At 63.4% G+C, this 4,663-nt stretch carries 3 protein-coding genes and 1 pseudogene; 1 reads left to right on the top strand and 3 read right to left on the bottom strand.

What is annotated here, in order from left to right; genetic code table 11:
• Positions 1-202, bottom strand: a pseudogene (locus tag ABZF37_RS13595) (HAF repeat-containing protein); the annotation flags it as partial.
• A 532-nt stretch (positions 203-734) separates the two neighbouring features.
• Complete coding sequence (locus ABZF37_RS13590) at positions 735-2,426, bottom strand: amidohydrolase family protein (RefSeq protein WP_372720824.1); 1,692 nt, start codon at positions 2,424-2,426, stop codon at positions 735-737.
• A gap of 299 nt (positions 2,427-2,725) precedes the next feature.
• Between ABZF37_RS13590 and ABZF37_RS13585 the strand changes: the two genes are divergently transcribed.
• Entirely contained in the window at positions 2,726-4,087 is a 1,362-nt protein-coding gene (locus ABZF37_RS13585) for an MFS transporter (protein WP_372720822.1), read from the top strand.
• A gap of 170 nt (positions 4,088-4,257) precedes the next feature.
• On the opposite strand, the gene ABZF37_RS13580 is transcribed toward ABZF37_RS13585, so the two are convergent.
• Positions 4,258-4,663, bottom strand: a 406-nt coding sequence (locus ABZF37_RS13580; RefSeq protein WP_372720820.1) for an aromatic-ring-hydroxylating dioxygenase subunit beta, incomplete at its 5' end; no start/stop codon positions are given.

Below are 4,663 nucleotides of genomic sequence, written 5' to 3'. Positions count from 1 at the left end.
TCAGATCGGTCATGCCGGCGCCCTGCCACAAAAACCCGCGATCACCGGTTGCGGCGCTGCTAAACCCCACCACCTGGCCGTGGTCATTGATGCCATTGGCATAGCTGAAATCATCCCCGCCCGGCAGATCGCCAAGATCGGTCATCACGCCGCCGTCCCACAAAACTCCCCGAAAGCCGGTTGCGGCACCGCTAGCCCCCACCACCTGGCCGCTGTCATTGATGCCAAAGGCAAAGATGTCAAAGGCATAACTTCATCAGCCCCGCCCGGCAGATCGCCAAGGTCGGTGATGGTATACAGCTGTAGCGCCGATGCGGCGCCGGTTGCGAAAAGGATGGCCGCGGCAAACGCCGGTAACAAGGTTTTCCTTGATCGATTCCGGATTGGGGGCTTCATGTGTTTCTCCGTTTTTGATTCATGAGACAAACCACGGTTTCTGTCCGTCGCCAAGCGTGGCCTCGCGATCCGGATTTACGCAAGCACTCATCGTGCCGTCGGCTGATAGGCAATTAAAGTCAAGTGCTTGAAAATCCATGACGGCAGCGCCGGAGCGCGGGCGACACGAAGTTGTAAAGAAAGCTGACAGTGTTGCGGTCAAGACGCCGTCGATTCTGCTCCTCCGGGCGAGCCGTGTTTGCGTAGCGCATTGATTATCAATGGGTAACAGTTGACGGCCGAGCGTAAAAAATCCTGACTGTAGCTCCCGGCCGGCACCCGAACGCAGCATCCCTCCCTCAGGCGTCGTAACTGCGCAGCATCCGGCCTTTGCGCACGCCAGCCCGGTAGCCGCCGTTCTCGAACAGCACTTCGCCGGCCACGATGGTGGCGCGGATACCGCTGGAGCGGGTGACGAAGCGTCGGCCGCCGCCGGGCAGGTCGTGCGCCCATTCCTTGTCGCCGCAGCCGACGGTGGCGGAGTCGAAGATGACCAGGTCCGCCGCCTTGCCGACGGCCAGCACGCCGCGGTCATGGATGCCGAAGAATTGCGCCGGGATGGAGGTGAGCTTTTGCACGCCCTGTTCCAGCGTGAGGGCACCGGTCTCGCGTACCCAGCGTTGCAGCAAATGGGTGCTGTAACCGGCGTCGCACAGCATATCCACATGCGCGCCAGCGTCCGACAGACCGATCAGCAGCCGGTCATCGGTAACCAGCGGGATGGTGTCGGCAGCGTCGTAGTTCAGGGCCACCATGTCGAAGGTGGTACGCAGCTGGTCCTCGACCGCGATCTCGACCAGCATGTCCATCGGGTCGCGCCCGCGCTGGTCGGCCACTTCACGCAGACTGCTGCCCTGCCTTGCCAGGGATCGTGCCTGGTCGCTGACGCCGTCGAGCACGTAGAAACGACTCCAGATGTCCTTCCCGAAGGCCGGGATATTCTTAAGATCGTCGCGGAAGGACTGGCGAAACGCCGGGTCGGCGTAGCGCGCGAGTTTTTCCTCGCGCGACAGGCGCATTACCGGTTGCCAGGTCGGAAATACACCAAGAATGTAGGGGTTGGCGAGGTTCAGCTGAAAGCGCAGCGGCCGGCAGGTGGTCTGCGGCACGGCCATGTCCCAGGACGTCAGGTCAGCCACGGCGGACATGCGTTCTTCGTAGGAGCTCGGTTGCTCGGCAGCGTTGACCACTGCCAGCCAAGTCACCGGTCGGGTGCTCTCGCGCACCAGCAATTCCAGGAATTCATGTTCTTCGGTGCTGACCACGCCGCCGAGCTTCAAGGTGAGCTCCACGTTGCCGCGGCCGGCTTTGCGCAGCACGCTGCACAGGGCGCGGTGCTCGTCGGCGCTGGCGTTGCGGCAGGCCACGGGCTTGCCCTGATAACCGACGTGTACACCCTCGCGGGTGGTCGAGTAGCCAAAGGCGCCGGCTTCCATGGCGCCGGAAAAGGCCGCTGTCATGGCGGCGATTTCACGGTTGTTGGCGGCGCGGCTGAGCGAGTCCGCTCCCATGGCGTAGTGGCGCAGCGGCGTCATCGCCACCAGCGGCGCCACGTTGATACCCAGACCACGCCGGTCCATGGCACCCATGTAGTCGCCGAAATGCTCCCACTGCCACTGGATGCCGGCTTCCATCACCTGCTGTGGGATGCCCTCGACGTTGACCAGGTCGCCCATCAGGAACTCGCGCATGTCGCTGCGCACCGGGGCCAAGCCGACCCCGCAGTTGCCCATCACCACGGTGGTGACGCCGTGCTCGGCCGAGGGCGTGAGCAGAGCATCCCAGGCAATTTGCGCGTCGTAATGGGTGTGCGGGTCCACGAAACCGGGCGCCAGCACTTGGCCGCGAGCGTCGATGGTCTGGCGTGCCTCGCGGCTGTGGATTGATCCCATGGCGACGATGCGGCCGTCCTTGACCGCCAGGCTGCCGGAGTAAGCCGGCGCGCCGGTGCCATCGACGATGCGGGCGTTTTCAATCAGCAAGTCGTACATGGTGGCGGCTCCCGGGCTAGGTATGTGAATTGGAGATGCAGGTCGTGCACGGTCGGGATGAAGACGTTTGTTACCGTAACGAGGCGGTCGACTATGCGCGGAGTGTCCGCACCGTTATCCGCAGCCCATAGTGGCCGAAAGTGACGCGATTTGGTTATTCGCGTGGAGATATTTCGCGCCGAAGGTCGAACTGTGCGACATGCTGGCGTCGGCGTCATCCAAATACGCCTATGCCGCCTCATCCGGCCCGGCACTTCCGGGCGGCGACGACCTCGGCCGAGCCACCCAGGAGACACCTCATGCGACAGATCGACGTTCACAAGATCGCCGACGAAGCCAAATTCAACGGCTTTCATGGCCTCGTTCTTTTCTGGTGCGCACTCATCATTGTTTTCGACGGCTACGACCTGGCCGTAGCAGGCATCGCGCTGCCGTCGATCATGCAGGAAATGGGCATCGAACCCACCCAGGCCGGCTTCATGGTCAGCTCGGCGCTGTTCGGCATGATGTTTGGCGCGATCTTCCTGGGTACCCTTGCCGACCGCATCGGCCGCCGCTGGACTATTTCGATCTGCGTCGTGTTGTTCAGCGTGTTCACCGCCGCCGCGGGCCTGACCCATGATCCGCTGACATTCAGCGTCATGCGCTTTCTGGCCGGCCTGGGTATCGGCGGCGTTATGCCTAACGTGGTCGCGCAGATGACCGAGTATTCGCCCAAAAAGATCCGCGCGACCCTGGTGACGCTGATGTTCAGCGGCTACGCGGTAGGCGGCATGCTAGCCGCGCTGCTCGGCAAGGGCTTGATCGAAACCTACGGCTGGTCGTCGGTGTTTCTCGCGGCGGGCCTGCCCGTGGTGCTGATTCCGATCATCCTTAAGTCGCTACCCGAGTCGATGCCGTTTCTGTTGGCCCGGGGCCGACACGACGAGCTGAAGGCCATCGTCGCGCGCCTGGAGCCCAGCTTCCGGCCGGTGGCGAGCGACCATTTCGCGCTTCCCACACAGGACAAGGCCAGCAGCGCGCCGGTGCGTCACCTCTTCCATGACGGTCGCGGCTTCAGCACGGTGATGTTCTGGGTTGCGTTCTTCATGTGCCTGTTCATGGTCTACGCGCTCAGTTCGTGGCTGACCAAGCTGATGGCCAGCGCCGGCTACAGCCTCGGGTCGGCGCTGACCTTCGTGCTGGTGCTGAACTTTGGCGCAATGATCGGCGCCGTGGGCGGTGGCTGGCTCGCGGACAGGTTCCACATCAAGTGGGTGCTGTTCTCGATGTACGTGCTGGCGGCGATTTCGATTACCCTGCTCGGGGTCAAGATGCCGACCGCGGCGCTGTTTCTCGTCGTCGGCCTGGCCGGTGCCTCGACGATCGGCACGCAGATCGTGACCTACGCATACGTGGGTCAGTTCTATCCGATGGCGATCCGCTCCACCGGCATCGGCTTTGCATCGGGCGTCGGCCGCAGCGGCGCGATCCTGGCGCCAATCGTGATCGGCGCGCTGGTGGCCAGTGCACTGCCGCTGCAGCAGAACTTCATTGCGATCGCGATTCCCGCGGTGATCGCCGCTGTCGCCGTGGCGATGATCAATCACGACCGTTCGGCGTCGGCGCACCCCGGGGATGTCAGCGCCGAGATCCCCGAGCCGGTGCTGGCGAATAAATAATGTCCGAAAGGCACGGTGCCGCGCGAAGCATCCCGTCGTTGCGAATCCGAACCGGTTGCGTGCTCGCCGGTGGCGCAGTCGCCTGCGCGATGCCGCTCCTGCTGTCCGCCACGGTGCAGCCGCGCTAGGCAAGCGCTGAGAAATCCAGGATGGATTTATTCAGCGTTTCCCTAGATGTGGTAGACGTCCATCACGGTCGGGATGAAGTCATTCATCAGCGTGACGCGCTTGCGGGCAATCCGCCAGGCGTCGCCGTCGGCCACCAGGCGGTGCTCGTAATGGCCGAAGAAGGCACCGGTTTTTTTCTGGTGGAAGTAGTCCACGCGCCAGGCGGAATGCAGGGTCATGCTGCCGACCTCGTGGTCCAGCAGCAGGATGTTGCCGACGTGGTGGCAGGTGCGCGGCAGCGGCACCGAGGCCGGCGAGGCGCCCGATACGGCGCGCTCCACCCGCTCCTGCAGGCGTGAACGGCCAGCTAGATACAGCAGGGAAATCTCCGTTTGCGGATCGCTGATTTGTTGGTGCTCACCTACCCACGACGGTGCCCACAGCTCGCAGTCTTCGGTGAACAGTGCG

This window comes from Immundisolibacter sp. (assembly GCF_041601295.1).
Lineage (GTDB): Bacteria > Pseudomonadota > Gammaproteobacteria > Immundisolibacterales > Immundisolibacteraceae > Immundisolibacter.
Note: the sequence above shows the minus strand (reverse complement) of the source record. Positions and strands in the feature narration are given on the sequence as shown.